This is a genomic window from Nitrospirillum guanabarense, from assembly GCF_034653355.1.
Classification (GTDB): Bacteria; Pseudomonadota; Alphaproteobacteria; order Azospirillales; family Azospirillaceae; genus Nitrospirillum.
In genome coordinates, this window is sequence record NZ_JAYEER010000001.1 from 1,228,212 (window position 1) to 1,242,519 (window position 14,308).

General features: G+C 61.0%; 10 protein-coding genes. 6 read left to right on the forward strand and 4 right to left on the reverse strand.

Features of this window, described 5'->3' with window-relative positions:
- The 4 genes from arsH to UAA55_RS05080 all read right to left on the reverse strand — a co-directional run bounded on the left by arsH (position 1) and on the right by UAA55_RS05080 (position 6,771).
- Positions 1 to 750 carry an arsenical resistance protein ArsH gene (gene arsH, locus UAA55_RS05065; RefSeq protein ID WP_322951567.1) on the reverse strand — a complete coding sequence of 250 codons (750 nt, stop codon included), beginning with the start codon at positions 748 to 750 and terminating at the stop codon, positions 1 to 3.
- 402 nt (positions 751 to 1,152) lie between these two features.
- Entirely contained in the window at positions 1,153 to 2,109 is a 957-nt protein-coding gene (locus UAA55_RS05070) for a helix-turn-helix transcriptional regulator (RefSeq protein WP_322951568.1), read from the reverse strand.
- Between the two features lie 626 nt (positions 2,110 to 2,735).
- Positions 2,736 to 4,133: an aldehyde dehydrogenase family protein gene (locus tag UAA55_RS05075; protein WP_322951569.1), complete on the reverse strand. Its 1,398-nt coding sequence runs from the start codon at positions 4,131 to 4,133 to the stop codon at positions 2,736 to 2,738.
- 241 nt (positions 4,134 to 4,374) lie between these two features.
- Positions 4,375 to 6,771: a TonB-dependent receptor gene (locus UAA55_RS05080; RefSeq protein WP_322951570.1), complete on the reverse strand. Its 2,397-nt coding sequence runs from the start codon at positions 6,769 to 6,771 to the stop codon at positions 4,375 to 4,377.
- A gap of 289 nt (positions 6,772 to 7,060) precedes the next feature.
- Between UAA55_RS05080 and UAA55_RS05085 the strand changes: the two genes are divergently transcribed.
- The 6 genes from UAA55_RS05085 to UAA55_RS05110 all read left to right on the forward strand — a co-directional run bounded on the left by UAA55_RS05085 (position 7,061) and on the right by UAA55_RS05110 (position 14,236).
- A complete protein-coding gene (locus UAA55_RS05085) occupies positions 7,061 to 8,809 on the forward strand; it encodes a thiamine pyrophosphate-binding protein (RefSeq protein WP_322951571.1) in 1,749 nt (582 codons plus the stop codon).
- Positions 8,810 to 8,956: 147 nt separating this feature from the next.
- Positions 8,957 to 10,420, forward strand: coding sequence for a carotenoid oxygenase family protein (locus UAA55_RS05090; protein ID WP_322951572.1), 1,464 nt, complete (start codon positions 8,957 to 8,959; stop codon positions 10,418 to 10,420).
- A 10-nt stretch (positions 10,421 to 10,430) separates the two neighbouring features.
- A complete protein-coding gene (locus tag UAA55_RS05095) occupies positions 10,431 to 11,834 on the forward strand; it encodes an aldehyde dehydrogenase (RefSeq protein WP_322951573.1) in 1,404 nt (467 codons plus the stop codon).
- Positions 11,835 to 11,850: 16 nt separating this feature from the next.
- A complete protein-coding gene (locus tag UAA55_RS05100; RefSeq protein WP_322951574.1) occupies positions 11,851 to 12,120 on the forward strand; it encodes a hypothetical protein in 270 nt (89 codons plus the stop codon).
- Positions 12,121 to 12,335: 215 nt separating this feature from the next.
- Positions 12,336 to 13,241, forward strand: a complete 906-nt coding sequence (locus UAA55_RS05105; RefSeq protein ID WP_322951575.1) for an SDR family oxidoreductase — start codon at positions 12,336 to 12,338, stop codon at positions 13,239 to 13,241.
- Between the two features lie 161 nt (positions 13,242 to 13,402).
- On the forward strand, positions 13,403 to 14,236 hold the full coding sequence (locus UAA55_RS05110; RefSeq protein ID WP_322951576.1) for an SDR family NAD(P)-dependent oxidoreductase: 834 nt from the start codon (positions 13,403 to 13,405) through the stop codon (positions 14,234 to 14,236).
- Positions 14,237 to 14,308: the final 72 nt, after the last annotated feature.

A 14,308-nucleotide genomic window follows, 5' to 3' on the forward strand; every position in this document is an offset into this window, starting at 1 on the left:
TCACACCGTCCCGGTGGCTGGTGCCGGCTTCTCATGGCTCATGGCCACGGCGCCCAGGTCGGGCGTCGGTTCCTTGGCCGCCGCTTCCTTCCGCTCGCTGTAGCGGTCGACCATGTAGTCGGCGCGGTCGCGCACCAGCAGGGTGAACTTCACCAGTTCCTCCATCACGTCGACCACGCGGTCGTAATAGGGAGACGGCTTCATCCGGCCGGCGTCGTCGAACTCCTGGTAGGCCTTCGCCACCGACGACTGGTTGGGAATGGTCACCATCCGCATCCAGCGGCCCAGCACCCGCATGGCGTTCACGGCGTTGAAGGACTGGCTGCCGCCCGACACCTGCATCACCGCCAGGGTGCGGCCTTGGGTGGGGCGGACGCTGCCCGTCTCCAGCGGCAGCCAGTCGATCTGGCTCTTGAAGACGCCGGTGAGGGTACCGTGCCGTTCGGGTGAGCACCACACCTGGCCCTCGGACCAAATGGACAGATCCCGTAGTTCGGCCACCTTGGGGTGGGTGGGCGGCACGCTGTCGGGTAGCGGCAGGCCGGCGGGGTCGAAAACGCGGGTCTCGCATCCGAACCGCTCCAGCAGGCGGGCGGCCTCCTGCGTCAGGAAGCGGCTGTAGGACCGCTCCCGTAGGGAGCCGTAGAGCAGCAGGATGCGCGGCGGATGGGTGGAAATCCGCGGCGGGGTTAGCTTCTCCAGGTCGGGGACGTCGAACCGAAGAGCGTCGATGTTCGGTAGGTCAATCATGGTGATACCATATTTCGACAAGTATGGAAGAATCAATGCCTTTGCGGGATAGGATGGTTGATGCGCGCCTTGATCAACATGGTCCAGGCGTTGCCAACGCCCGGCAGCTGCAACTTCTGGGGAGTATTCATCCGCCACGGACATATCGGGCTTCAGGTGCGGTGCATGTGCGGCGGTGGTGTGAATCGGCGAGATCAAATGACCCCGCCGATTTCAAAGGAATCAGATGGTTGTCGTGCCGATCGGCGTCCAAGTCGCGTGCTGATTTACGGCCTGACTCTTCGTGGCGTCGGGTCAACCGCTCGCGAGGTGCATTACAAGCCGATTATATGTCAGCATATGGCTTCGAGCCAAACTCATAATAAAACTTCTTAAATTGATCAACGGGGAGAATTTCAGTTCTCAATGGGCAGTCTGCAGGGCTGGCGATTGAAGAAGCTGAGCGGCTTTATTATTTATCTTCGCAAGCAACTGGGTACGGCTATTCACGAAAGTCTTGGCGTAAAGCGACCTAAGATGATTCTCGACTGTCCTGACACTTATACTGAGTGAATAGGCCATTGATAGATTGCTGTGCCCATTTTGAAGCAAAGCAACAATGTCACGCTCCCGGTCGGTAATCCCGAATTGCCTGCAAGCTGCCGCGACGCATTCGTCCGGCATCAGACCCCGGTTGGGGGCAATAGGCGATTTATCGTCGTTCCGTGCATTGGCGACGTCGCCAATGCAATGCTCCCAATTCGCACCATCATCGGAACAACGTGGGAAATTCAGCACAGAATTTTCTTGACGGCGATGCCGCTTCCAAAGCCATTCAGCCTCGTGTCTCAATGCTATATTCGAAAGGGCCAACCGCAGCAAAGTCCCGACCCGACCAAGCGTCTGCCTGTCCTCATAAGAAAAATTCTCTCCGCCAACGCTTCTTCCAAATGATAGAGACACAATCTTGTCAGAAAATACGCCCTTAACTTTAAAATATATGCCCATACAATCTTGGATATCTTGGGCCCTCAAGAAGTCATCATGATAGATCTTCAGGCGATCCGCTTCTTCCTTATGCCGCCTCACGTAGCGCATGAGCGTTTCAGGGACTGCCGGGCAGCCTCGGTAAAGAGGATCTTCATGGAACATTCCGTTCCTGTAGGTGGGAGTGAGTGCCTCAAAGGCCCCCCGCGCGATGGATAGGTCGCCATCGACCAAGCGATCTTGCCAGATCGTAATGAGTGTAAAACCGGCTCCGCACGCGTTCAGTCGAGTCTGGAGTGGCTGCAAAATCGCGTTGGAGACGTGATCGATGTCATGGCAGTCGGCAATCGATTCCTCGATGGCATATTGCCGGTGCGCCGCTGAAAGGCCCATGCGTTAACCTCCCCAAATCTTTGGCGGCGGAGCAACGCTTGCCGCGCTTTATTTGATCAGACTTACCATATTCCTGCTAGTGATACCAAGGCTCAGAGATCGTGACTCGGGGGGCTCGCCAGTCGGGGCTTGTACCGATTTAAGACGGCATTCGGATTCGTGTTTGCCATGTCGTTCGCGCTTCGCACCGATTTTGACACTGCCTCGGTGAGGAAGGGCCGCGCCAATCCAGAGATGGCACCCAACCCCGGCGCTCGCTTGCGGTAGCGGCGATCTACAATGGGGCAAGCCGGACGGGCACCGCGCAGCTCGGCGGGATCGCGTTGCAGACGGTCCGGGACTGGGTGCTGAAATTCAACGTGCTGGCCAAGGCGGACTGTTCTACCGAAAGGCGCCAGGGCAGCCGTCGATCCTCAGTGCAACCCGCCACGCAGGGTTGGTCGCAACATCAGGCGGAGCCCTATACCAGTCGTCCATGGCGTTGTCTGCTGGCGGATCGCCGTTTTGGCGTGGATGCCGAAGGATAACTTCGCGCTGTCGGTATCTTGGCCAACCTTAAGCTGCGAATTGCGTGCGATCGGTTACCGCATTCTCTCGGCATGTCCCGAAGGCCATGCCGACGATACTTAAAGCGCCATGTTGATAATCTTACCCTGGGTATATTCGATGTAGCCCTCCACTCCATATTCGACGCCGATGCCAGACTGTTTCGCGCCGCGTAAAGGCAGGTCAAATTCGAGGCCATGCCTGTTTACCCAGACCGTTCCGCTCTCGATCTTGAGCGCCGCTTCGAGGCCTCGCTCTGGGTCGGCCGTCCAAATCGTTCCGCCCAGGCCGAATTCACTGTCGTTGGCACGCAGAATCGCGTCATCGAGCGTTTCATATGACAGGATCGGCAACACGGGCCCGAATTGCTCTTCGCGGACCAGGGGGGCGGTGTCCGGAATGTCACGGACAATCGTCGGTGCGATGAAGTAGCCGGGCCGATCCAGGGGTTCACCACCGGCGATTACGGTCCCGCTTTCCTTCGCATCGTCGAGATAGAACTTCATCTTCTCGTACTGCTGCTTATTCTGTACCGGTCCAATCTGGGTACCCTGCTTCAGGCCATCATCGACGATGGCTTCCTTGGCAAGGCGTGCAAGTTCATCGCACATCTCATCATAGAGCGCGGCCGGAACGTAGACGCGCTTCGTTGCAAGGCAGACCTGACCGGCATTCAGCATCGCTGTGCCGAAGACGTGCGGAGCGACCTCTTTGACATCGACGTCGTCCAGGACGATCGCCGCGTCATTTCCACCCAATTCAAGCGTCAGGCGCTTCAACGTGCTCGATACGCTCTCCATCACCCGCTTCCCCGTCGCCGTGGAGCCAGTGAAAGACACTTTGGCAACGTCTGGATGGCTCGTCAGTTCGGCCCCAAGATCATTGTCATCGACGATGACGTTGAACACGCCTGCGGGCACATGTTCGGCCACGATTTCGGCGAAGAGCAAAGCGGTGAGCGGCGTCGTGGGCGCGGGCTTGGATACGACCGTGTTGCCTGCCATGAGCGCCGGCGCGACCTTGCCCACGAGCAGCATCAACGGGAAATTCCACGGGGTGATTGTCGCGACGACGCCGAGCGGCAGTCGCTGTTCGAGGACACGTTGCCGGTCATCCTCACGTCGCACGACAAGCGGCGTATCCATTTCGGCGAAGATCCGTAGAATTGCGACGCCGCCGCCGATTTCGAACTGCGCCTCGGCCAGCGGCTTGCCTTGTTCTTGCGTCAGCAGACGCGCGAACTCACCCGCGCGAGCCTCCATGGCGTCTGCGATCCTGGTCAGGCTGGACTTGCGAGCGGATATATCGGTGGCTGCCCAACCCGGAAATGCCCTTTTGGCCGCCGCTACCGCCTGCTCAAGCTGCCGCTTGTCCGCCCGAGTGCAGGTTGCCAGCACCTGTCCGGTGGCCGGGTTGATGACATCCAAGCTCAGAGCGCCCGGGACGAGAGACCCGTCGATCAACAAGTTCAGGTTCACGCTTACCTCCTACGGATGGCCGCGCCGTTGCCGCGTCGAATGCGGTCGGATTGGGTGATCGCCGGCCCAAAAACTTTAAGGATCGACGCCTCGCGTCATATGACGAAATCTACTCATGCCGCCTCGTTGCCCCCGGCGGCGAGTCCGGACGACTTCGTGGCATTCCGTGTCATCCGGCACATCCGCTGCACGTCAGAGGGTTCTTGCATCGGTTCCAGGTAGGGGCGGAGCACCGACTTGGTTAGCGTGCGTCGTACCGCCACCTTAGCGTGAGACCGTAGGTTGTCGGCATGCCGGTGAACCGACTGGAGTAGTCACTCCCGCGGACGGTGTTGACGAGATAAAACTTGTTCATGACGTTCCGCCCCCAGGCTTCGAGGCGAAGATGCTCGCGGTCGAGCTCGATACCGGCGCGCAGGTCCAGCAAGGCGTACCCTGGGATGTCATACTGCCGTTCGAACTGTGAGATCGCCGGGGTTGCGTTGGTATACAGCACGCCCTTCGTTCCCGTACGGCCATTCACGGTGGCGCCGAGAAACACGCTGGCATTTGCGCTCGTGTGGAACCGATACTCGGCATCGACCACGCCCTGCCACGTCGATGTGTAGGGGAAGGTCTCGCCGACAAATGTTCCGACGTTGCCGAACGGTTCGGTCGGATTCACGGGGTCTTGCAGGATCTTCGTGTTGAGATAGGTACCGCCGACGGTAATGCGGAATCCCTGGACCGGATTAAGGGTTAAATTCGCTTCCGCACCCGCGATGCGCGATTTGGCAATGCTGACGAGCGCTGGCAGATTGCCGAACGGGGGCGCGCTTACAAGGCCTTGAAGCTGCTTGTCTCGATAATCGTAGTAGAAGCCGGCGAACTCCAGGTCGACCGCACGGTCGAGCAGGGATAGTTTGCCGCCCGCTTCGTACGCCAGCACCAATTCCTGGGGCACCGGGTTCAACTGGTTGTCAAAGGCCGTCGGAAGGGTCGGGTAACTGCCGGCTTTGTAACCCTTCGTGATATTCGCGTAGAGCGTCGTTGCGCTGCTCGGCTTCCAGCTGATGCCGGCGCGCCACGGCACATTGTCCTCGTTCAAGTTGCTCTTGCTGCCGCCTGGCAAAGGCATTCCTGTCGTCGACGAGACCAGGACGCAACTGCCCGGCGGAAACGCATTGAGATCACGGAAGAAGCCGAGGCTGAATGCAGAGGTGAACTCGCCTGTACCGAGCAGGTCGGCCGAGCAGCCCTGGAAGCGCCTCTTCTGATCCGAATAACGGGCGGACGCCTGAAGCGAGATCGTGTCGGTGAGCTCGTAGTCCAGGCTGCCGAAGCCCCCCTTCGTCTTGATCTTCTGGTCGTTCAGCAAGCCGAACGAGTCGAACGTGAAGGGACCCACATGCGTGGAGGAGTCGATGTCCGGAGCGAACAATACCCTCTCGTTGATCTTGTCGTCCTGGTAACTGCCGCCGATCATCCACTTAACGCGATCGCCAAGATCGCCCGACAAGCGCAGCTCTTGACTGAAGTTCCTGATGGTTCCGCCGATGGTGACAGCGATATAGTCTTCCACAAGGCTATCAATGTCCTGCAACCCGTGCGCGTCGTAGTGACCATATGAAGTTATCGACGAAAGCCGTACTGTGTCGCTAATGTCGATCTGTCCGCTTAGCGCGAACTGATGTAGTCTGTTGTTCTGACGATAGTCTTTCCCAGGCGTCCAGCCGGCAATGCGTGCATTGTCGGGGGATGTGGAGTAGGTGAGCACCTGGGGGTCGACAGGGCGCGCCAATGGACTGGTATCTTTCGGCTCGTAGCCGACAAACTGCGGCTGCTGCGAGTTGGATCGGTCTTTCCACGCGCTGGCCTGCAGACTGAACGTCGCGCGCTCACTCGGGCGCCAATCGACGATGAGCCTTCCGTTGATGAAATCCTTCGCTCCGCTTTCGTCTCCGTTGAAGCGGTTGCGCTGCCAGTCACCCTGATACTCGTGCCGAACGGCGATGCGGGCGGACAGAGTGTCCGTGATCGGCCCGCTAACAAATGCCTCGGCGTCCACCTGGCTGAAGCGGCCGACGGTCAACGTGGTGCCGGCTGCCAGATAATCCGTCGGCTTTGCCGCGATATAGTTGATGGCGCCGCCGGTGGAGTTCTGGCCAAACAGCGTGCCCTGGGGCCCCTTGAGAACTTCGACGCGTTCGATGTCAAGTACGGCACCTCTGGCCATCGGGAGGTATGGGAGCGGCACCTGATCGGTATAAACCGTTACCGCCGGACTAGCCGTCAGCGCGGTGTCGGAAAAGCCGACGCCGCGCAGGAAGAAGACCGGAAGGCCGAACTGCGTCTTCTGGAACGAGAACCCGGGAACAAGTTTGCCCAGATCCTCGGAGCTGTTGATGCCGCGCGACGCCAAGGTTTCTGCGGTGGCTGCAGTGACCGACATCGGCACGTCCCGCAGGCGTTCACTGCGCTTTTGGGCAGTCACGATGATTTCGACAATCTCGGCGGAGGCGGCATCGTTCGTGTCTGTATTGCTGACGATCGCGCCACCTGGTTGACCGTCTTGCGCCGCAGCTGGCGATGTCATCGCGCAGTTCGCCAATGCGATAGCCGATGCGCTGAAAAGCAGAAGATATCGTGAGCCGCCCATGCAAAGCCTCCCCTTTATTGAGGCAGCCGCCATCCTTGAGACAGTCAGCCGCACTTCGTTCGCACGTTACCTAACAAGGGTGAGCGAGAAACGAGATAGCGAAAAATACCTACGGTTCCCGAGGTCTGGCGATGGGATCCACGCATTGATCCATAGATCAAATCCGCATTGGGCCGATCACTATTCTGGTTTCGTCACAGCATTAGGTGATTTTCGCTATGGATCGTGCATCCAGTCTCCTTAACGTTGGTGGAGTAACTCCTTCCCTTATTTTTAGGGTTCAGCACACATGGCAAATAAGATTACGACCACCGTGAGCGGCCTCATCATTGCATTGCTCAAGAAATATGAGGTGAAGCGAGTTTTCGGCCTGCCGTCTGCCCAGCTTGGCATCTTCATGGACGGCGTGAGCAAGGATCCGTACTTCACGTACGTGACCTCACGCCATGAGGAGTGCGCCGGGCATATGGCGCATGGAGCGACAATCCCCAACAACGAGATGGCCGTGTGCTTCGGAACGGTTGGACCAGGCGCTACCAACCTGCTGCCCGGTGTAGCGGCGGCATGGGCAGACAACATACCCATGCTGGTGCTCACCCCTGACAATCCTTTGTGGATGCTCGACCCCTATGTCGACATGCTCCAGTGCGTGGACCAGATTGCGCTGTTCAAGCCGGTCACGAAATGGAGCGCGATGATCAGGGAGCCGTCTCGCGCGGGCGAACTGATCGAACGCGCCATCAGGATGGCGCGCCAGGGCCGCCCCGGCCCCGTCCATCTCGATCTTCCTGTCGATGTGTCTGCCATGGAGGTCACCTATGATCTCGATGCCATCCCCGCAGCCCTGCCGCCCCGCCCGGTGCCATCGAAAGGCGAATTAGACGAAGTGGTGAAGTTGCTGCGGGGGGCAAAACGACCACTGCTTGTCGCGGGAGGCGGCGTGGTGCGTTCGGGTGGAACGCAAGCCTTTCGAATGCTCGCGGATCGAACCGGCTTCCCGGCAATCAGCACGGTGCAAGGCTGGGGCGTCATCGATCCCAACAGTGCCGGCTACATCGGAAGCCCTGGCTGGCACGCCGGCCATGCTGTCATCGAGGCTGGACGGAACGCCGATGTCATCCTTGCAGTCGGCTGCAAGTTCGGGAGTTGGACGCCGGTCGCCAAGCCGCCCGCAGTCATTGGTGTCGACGGACAGAAAATCATCCAGGTCGACATCGATTACGAGATGATCGGCAAGAACGCCCCCGTCGCCCTCGGCCTGTTGGGCGACGCGCGGGAGACGCTCGTTGCCATCAACGCGTTGCTCGGAAGCGATTCCTTATCGATCAATTCGTCTTGGCTGCCAAGCCTGAGTGACGTACGTAAAACCTATCTCGATAGCGTCAACAGTCTAGCCGATGCACGACCCGATGATGGGTCGCCGATCGCGACGCCCGCCTTCATGCGCGAACTGGCACGCATTCTCCCCAAGGACGCCATCGCCTGTCTCGACGGGGGGCAGACCTCATCCTGGGCAATGACGTTCATTGATGCGGATCAGCCCGGCCGCGCCAAGTTCGAGAGCGGCATGGGCCATATGGGCGCAGGCCTGCCCATGGCGATCGGCGCGAAAGTTGCCGCCGGCCCCGATCAGCTCGTCGTCGTCATCAGCGCCGATGGTTCGGCGGGACTGACGGGCCAGGAGATGGAGACTGCGGCGCGACTGGGGATCAAGGTGATCATGTTCGTGTTCAACGATAGTTGCTGGGGCTGCTACAAGCCCCTTCAGGACTTCGTGTTCCGAAACCCCAACTGGGGGACGACTGTCTCGAACGTCGATTTTTCCGTGGTCGCCAAATCCTATGGCTGCGACGGCGAACGCATCACCAAGCCCGAAGAGATCAGCGAAGCCTTCAAGCGTGGTCTCGCTTCGCAAAAGCCCTACGTCATCGATGTCCAGACCAGCTACGCCTTCCACCCACTGGACCCCGTATTTTTCGGCCAGGTCGTCACCGGCAACATCCAGTTGAAGCCGCATGCACTGGCGACCGCCGCATGAGCATCTAAACCCCGACATCAACCGGGACCGGTCGCTTGTAAATCAGGATTGAAAAGAATCCCGCCACGCCGCTGCAGTCGAGAACATGGAAACGGCGCGGTGTTGATCATGAAAGCGCGGACCACAGCGCGTTGAGGAAAAGAGAAGATGGCTGATTTCTCGCTAACCCATAAGCTGACAGGTTTCTTCGCACCGACCCGTTTCGAGGCGGACGTGTTCGACTGCATCGTCACCGGCACGATCCCGGTTGAACTCGAAGGTGCCTTCTATCGCATGCACGGCGACTGGATCTATGCGCCGAAGTTCAAGGACGAAGCCAGCCTGTCGGCCGATGGCTATATCAGCATGTTGCGCTTCCGGGCCGGGTCGGTCGACTATCGCGGCCGCTATGTGAAGACCGATCGCTATCTGAACCAGATCGCGGCGCGCGCGCAACTCTACGGCTATTATCGCAATCCGTACACGGATGATCCCGAGGTTCGCGATCCCGAGAACCCGCACCTGCGGACGAGCGCCAACACGACACCAGTGGTGCTGGGCGGCAGGCTCTACGCCACCAAGGAAGAGGGCCTCCCCTACGAGATCGATCCCAACAGCCTGGAGACTTTAGGGTCGACCGATTTTGGCGGCAGTTGGCAGAGCCAAACCTTCACCGCGCACCCCAAATATGATCCAGCGACCGGCGAGACGATTTCCTACGGCTACGAGGCGACCGGCCTCGCCAGTACCGACGTCCATGTCGCCTCGTTCGACCGCGACGGCAAGATCACCTGGCAGCTCGACTTTCAGGTGCCCTACTCGACGATGCTGCACGACATGGCGTTGACCAAGGATTATATCGTCATCCCCGGCGGCGGATGCGTCACTAGCGCAGAGCGGCTCGAGGCGGGACGGCCGCACTGGGCGTGGGATGCCAAGCAACCGTCCTATTACGCGATCATCCCGCGTGGCGGTACGGCCGCGGAGATTCGCTGGTTCCACGGGCCCGAGCGCTCGATCGTCCATACGGCGAATGCCTGGAACGATGGCGAGCGCGTCTACATGGACGCGCCGATCGCCGATGGGAACACATGGCCGTGGTTCGAGGATGTCGATGGTGGCGCCTTCACCATGAACAGCTTCACGATCCGCCGGGTCACGTTCGACCTGCTCGGCAACAGCACGGAGGCCAAGGAAGAAGTGCTGTTCGATCGCGACGTAACGAGCTTCACCCGCATCGACGACCGCTTCATTGCGCAGCAGCACCGCTACATCTGGGTTCAGTATGCCGATCCCGAGCGTCCGTTTCACGCCGCCCTCCCGGACGATCCGCGGCTCAGTCCGGTGAACTGCTACGGGCGGTTCGACGTCATCGAGGGAACAATCCTGCCCTACTTCGTCGGGCCGGGCCATGTGCTCCAGGAGCCCGTGTTCGTGCCGCGCAGCGCTGATGCGGCGGAGGGTGACGGCTTCCTGCTTGGAACCGCGCACAATTTGATCGAACTGCGCACCGAGATCGTGATCCTGAACGCGGCGGCGATGACGGAACTGGCCCGCGTCATTCTGCCGTTCCGCAATGCCTACCAGGTGCACGGCGTTTGGGCGACGCCGCACGACCTGCCCCTTGCCTGAAAGTGAGACGATGAGCACGTTTACCCGCATCAACCCTGTGACCGGCGACGTCGCCACGACCATGCATGCAGCGACCGTGGACGACGCGAACGCGGCTGTCGCAGCCGCGGCGGAAGCGTTCCCGGCATGGTCCGCACTCGGCCCGAACGCGCGTCGTGCCGCCCTCGACGACGCAGCGGTCGCGCTGGAATTGCGCGCCGGCCAGTTCGTCGAGGCGATGATGAGCGAGATCGGCGCGACCGAAGGCTGGGCACGCTTCAACCTGATGCTCGCCGCCGGCACGATCCGCGAGGCGGCATCCCTGACGACCCAGATCGGGGGCGAGGTTATCCCGTCGGACAAGCCGGGCTGCATCGCCATGGCGTTGCGCGAACCGGTGGGGGTGTTGTTGGGCATCGCCCCCTGGAACGCACCGATCATCCTGGGCGTGCGTGCCGTCGCAACTCCGCTCGCGTGCGGCAACACAGTGGTGCTGAAGGCATCCGAACAGTGTCCGCGCACGCACAGCCTGATCGCCGAGGCGTTCGACGAGGCGCTGCCGAAGGGCGCGGTGTCGATCGTCACGAATGCGCCGTCCGATGCCGCTGAGATCGTCGGCGCGCTGATCGACCATCCGGAAATCAGGCGCATCAATTTCACCGGGTCCACGCACGTTGGCAAGATCATCGCCAAGCGCGCCGCCGAGCATCTGAAGCCCTGCCTGCTGGAGCTGGGCGGCAAAGCCCCCTTGCTGGTGCTGGAAGACGCCGATCTGGACGAAGCCGTGAAGGCTGCCGCGTTCGGCGCGTTCATGAACCAGGGCCAGATCTGTATGTCGACCGAGCGGATCATCGTCGTCGACGCTGTCGCCGACGCGTTCGCCGCCAAATTCCGGGAGAAGGTGTCTGGCTTGACGGCTGGGGACCCGCGCCAGGGCACCTCGCCGCTGGGCGCCGTGGTCGATCGCAAGACGATCGACTGGGTCGGCGAACTCATCGACGACGCGGTCGGCAAGGGCGCTTCGCTTCTAGCGGGTGAGACGGCGCCGTGCGATGGCGTGCTGATGCACGCGGCGGTCGTCGACAACGTCACCAGGGACATGAAGCTGTATAGCCACGAGAGTTTCGGCCCGGTGACTGCGATGATCCGGGCGCGCGACGAGGAGCATGCGATCGCGATCGCCAACGACAGCGACTATGGTTTGTCGGCGGCGGTCTTCACTCGCGACACAGCTCGAGGCTTGAAGGTCGCGCGGCGGATCAAATCGGGCATTTGCCACATCAATGGTCCGACGGTGCACGACGAAGCGCAGATGCCGTTTGGCGGCATCGGTGCGAGCGGCTACGGCCGCTTCGGCGGCAAGGCCGGGATCGACGCCTTCACCGAGCTTCGCTGGATTACCATCGAGACCCAGGCCGGTCATTTTCCTATCTGATGGGCTCTGAGAGCAAATGCGTACCATCGAACATTTCATCTCGGGATTTGGCGCGACTGCGTCGACCCGCTTCGCCGATGTCTGCAACCCGAACACCGGCGAGGTGCAGGCGCGCGTCGGGCTGGGTGGACAAGACGAACTGACCGCTGCCCGGCAGGCGCAACCAGCGTGGGCAAAGGTCAATCCGCAGCGACGCGCCCAACTCGAACAAGCTGCCCCTCGTCGGCGCCAATGGCACGGATTTGAGGTTGTAGCTCAAGAAGGCTGCGCATCGACGTGGGGATAAAGAAACGAAGATAACATCCAGTTCTCCCTTAAAGAATCTCCGGTGAAGGCCCTGCCGATAAGGTTGTGGAGGACATCCTGCGCCAGTTCTGGCTTGAGGAAGGCGCCGGTCGAACCCGTAATGGCTGAAGACAGTGTTCCGATTGCTGCAGGGAATGCCGTTTATCCCGCCTATCCGGAGCATCATGCGCGACAAGAACTTCTAGGATTTGAACTATGCGTGATCTAGCGAACAAGACTGCATTTGTCACCGGCGGCGCCAGCGGGATCGGCTTTGGGATGGCGCGAGCCTTTCTCGACGCCGGGATGAACGTCGCCATTGCCGACATGCGAATAGACAAGCTGACCGACGCCGGTGATCGCCTCGGTGCAGCAGACCGGTTGTTGGCCATCCCGGTCGACGTCAGTGACCGGGCCGCGATGCTGGCGGCGGCGAAGGACGTGACTAGGCGTTTCGGCAACGTCCACCTGCTGTGCAACAACGCTGGCGTCATCGGCCAGACCTCGATCGACGAGGTCGGTCCCGAGGAATGGGACTGGCTGGTTTCGGTGAACCTGACAGGCGTGATGAACGGGATCTTCGCCTTTCTCCCCGGCATGAAGGCTCATGGCGATGGCGGACACATCGTCAACACCTCGTCGATGGCCGGGATCCTGCCGCTGCCATCGCCGGGCGGCACCTACACCACGCTCAAATTTGCGGTGCGGGGCCTGTCGGATTCGTTGCGGCTGGCGTTGGCCGCGCATGGCATCGGCGTGTCCATGTTCTGCCCCGGACTGGTCCGCAGCGACCTCCATCTCTCCGCCGAAACGCTGATCCCCGAAGCAGTGCGGGGCACTACCGGCCTGCCCGAAACCAGCCGAATGCAGGGCGGAGTCAATCCTGGCGATGCCGGTATGGACCCCCTTGAAGCCGGCCGTTGCGCGCTCGAGGGCATCCGCGCGAACAAGCCGTGGATCTTTTCGCATGGCGAGTTCGTTGACGAGGTGCGCGCTGAGTTCGACGCAATTCTAGCCGCCTTCCCACGGGACCAGGCTCCCGACGAGGGCCGTCTGTTCTTCGAGGAGCGCCGCCGAGAGGCGATCGTCGCAGCGAGGCATCTGGCGGACCGCCTGGCATGACCTCGAACCGCCTGCGACGGCGTGGCGCGCTAGATCGGCTATTCCGTCCGCAACGGCGTCTCGATCACGCCCACCTTCGGTAAGGCCTAGGTCAACGATGCCGGACCGGCAGATCTCCCGCTCTATCTTGGTCGAACCAGCACACTCGAGAGATTAGAATCTTGAACAGCAGCGACATTTTTGACGTCCGCGGACTCGGCGTCATCGTAACCGGCGGGGCTAGCGGGCTGGGCCTGGGCTTTGCCGAGGCGCTTGCCGCCAATGGCGCGCGCGTGACCCTGATGGATATGAATGAGACGACCCTTGCCGCGCAGGTCGAGCGGCTTTCCGGCCTGGGTTACGATGTGCGCGGCGTCCGGCTCGACGTGACCGACCGGCCCGCGCTGCATCAGGCCTTCGACGAGACGACGGCGCTCTATGGCCGGCTCGACGTAGTCTTCGCCAATGCCGGGATTGATCCCGGGCCGGGCTTCGTCACCGGCACGATCGGGAGCAACGATCGCACCCGGCCCGAGGAATTCGCGCTGGAGAACTATGCCGACGCCCGGTGGGACAGGGTCATCGAGGTCAATCTCAACTCGGTGTTCAGCACGCTCAAGGCCGCTGCCCGCAACATGAAGCCACAGCGGCGCGGGCGGATCATCGTCACCACCTCGATCGCCGCGTTCGCCAACGAGGCGGCCATCGGCGCGGCCTACATGGCCACCAAGGCTGGCGCTGCACACCTCATGCGCAATGCGGCGCTGGAACTGGCCAAGCACAACATTCGCGTCAATGCGATCGCGCCGGGACCTTTCCTCACCAACATTGGCGATGGCTACATACAGGACCCCAAGATCCAGGAGGTTTTCGCCCGCGCGGTGCCACTCGGCCGCATCGGCAAGCCGGCAGACATGACCGGCCTCGCCCTGTTCCTCGCTTCCGAGGCATCCAGCTTCGTCACCGGCGAACAGATCGTTATCGATGGCGGCGCCCACATGGGCATGCCGGACTGATCGCTACCACGGCGCCCTAACTGAGCTAAGCCGCCGAGCCTGCCGCATCCGAGCGATATCCCAAAATGGGGA

Excerpts from the sequence above, each read along its gene's own strand:
- UAA55_RS05070 (WP_322951568.1), bottom strand. The coding sequence starts at position 2,109 with ATGGGCCTTTCAGCGGCGCACCGGCAATATGCCATCGAGGAATCGATT.
- UAA55_RS05090 (WP_322951572.1), top strand. The coding sequence starts at position 8,957 with ATGGCTGATTTCTCGCTAACCCATAAGCTGACAGGTTTCTTCGCACCG.
- UAA55_RS05080 (WP_322951570.1), bottom strand. The coding sequence starts at position 6,771 with ATGGGCGGCTCACGATATCTTCTGCTTTTCAGCGCATCGGCTATCGCA.
- UAA55_RS05085 (WP_322951571.1), top strand. The coding sequence starts at position 7,061 with ATGGCAAATAAGATTACGACCACCGTGAGCGGCCTCATCATTGCATTG.
- UAA55_RS05105 (WP_322951575.1), top strand. The coding sequence starts at position 12,336 with ATGCGTGATCTAGCGAACAAGACTGCATTTGTCACCGGCGGCGCCAGC.
- UAA55_RS05095 (WP_322951573.1), top strand. The coding sequence starts at position 10,431 with ATGAGCACGTTTACCCGCATCAACCCTGTGACCGGCGACGTCGCCACG.
- arsH (WP_322951567.1), bottom strand. The coding sequence starts at position 750 with ATGATTGACCTACCGAACATCGACGCTCTTCGGTTCGACGTCCCCGAC.
- UAA55_RS05100 (WP_322951574.1), top strand. The coding sequence starts at position 11,851 with ATGCGTACCATCGAACATTTCATCTCGGGATTTGGCGCGACTGCGTCG.